This is a genomic window from Stenotrophomonas pictorum JCM 9942 (assembly GCF_001310775.1).
Lineage (GTDB): Bacteria > Pseudomonadota > Gammaproteobacteria > Xanthomonadales > Xanthomonadaceae > Stenotrophomonas > Stenotrophomonas pictorum.
On the sequence record NZ_BAZI01000661.1, the window covers coordinates 1 to 952 of the forward strand.

At 68.5% G+C, this 952-nt stretch carries 1 protein-coding gene; it reads right to left on the bottom strand.

What is annotated here, in order from left to right; all coding sequences use genetic code 11:
- The coding region (gene bioC, locus JCM9942_RS16880; protein WP_054660996.1) for a malonyl-ACP O-methyltransferase BioC at positions 1–712 on the bottom strand (712 nt) is incomplete at its 3' end.
- Positions 713–952 lie beyond the last annotated feature (240 nt).

Below are 952 nucleotides of genomic sequence, written 5' to 3' on the forward strand. Positions count from 1 at the left end.
CGGCGGCAAAACGGCCACGCCCGGTCAGCGTGTGGCGGCGGCTGTGCATCGCGTTGGTCGCGCCGATCGCCTTGAGTTCGCGCATCAGCGCCGGCAGCTCGTCGTAGGTCAGGGTGAACAGGTCGCGGTCCAGCACCGGGTCGCGGAAGCCGGCCATCATCAGCGCATCGCCGAACTGGGCGATCGGTGTGAAGTGGCTGACGTGGGCCGTGTCATCGGCCTGGGCGAAGGCCTCGCGCAGTTCGATCAGCGTGTCCGGACCGAAGGTCGAGCACACCAGCAGGCCGCCGGGCTTGAGTACGCGGCGGAAACCGGCGAACACCGCAGGCAGGTCTTCCACCCACTGCAGGCACAGATTGCTGAAGATCACATCGACGCTGTTGTCGGCCAGCGGCAGGGCGCGCGCATCGGCGCATACCCGCGCGAACGGCCGCCACCAGCCGGCCTGCTTTTTGGCTTCGGCCAGCATCGGCAGGGCCAGGTCCAGCGCGATCACCTGTGTCTTGGGCCAGCGCTTTTTCATCGCCGCGGTGGCGTGGGCCGGGCCGCTGCCCACATCCAGCACCACCTGTGGCTGCCGGTCTTCCAGGTAGTCCAGCGATTCGAGCAGGCGTTTGCCCACTTCCTGCTGCAGCACCGCGGCGGCGTGGTAGCTGGAGGCGGCACGCGAAAAGGCGCGGCGGACGTGTTTGGGATCGAACAGGGAGGACATGGCAGATACGCAGGCGGGAACGGGGTTCGACAGGGACGGTGCGCCGGTGGGGCGGGCATCAGTTCAATCGTGGGGGGGAATACAGGGGCACATGATCGGCGATGGCGGGGCAATACGGGCCGAACCGCTCACGCGCAGTCCGCAACGAAGCGTTGCAGCAGTCCGGCCACCTGGTCGGCGTGGCCGAGGAACGGCGCATGGCCGCCGCCTTCGACCGTATGGGCCTGGTGTCGGCCGGCC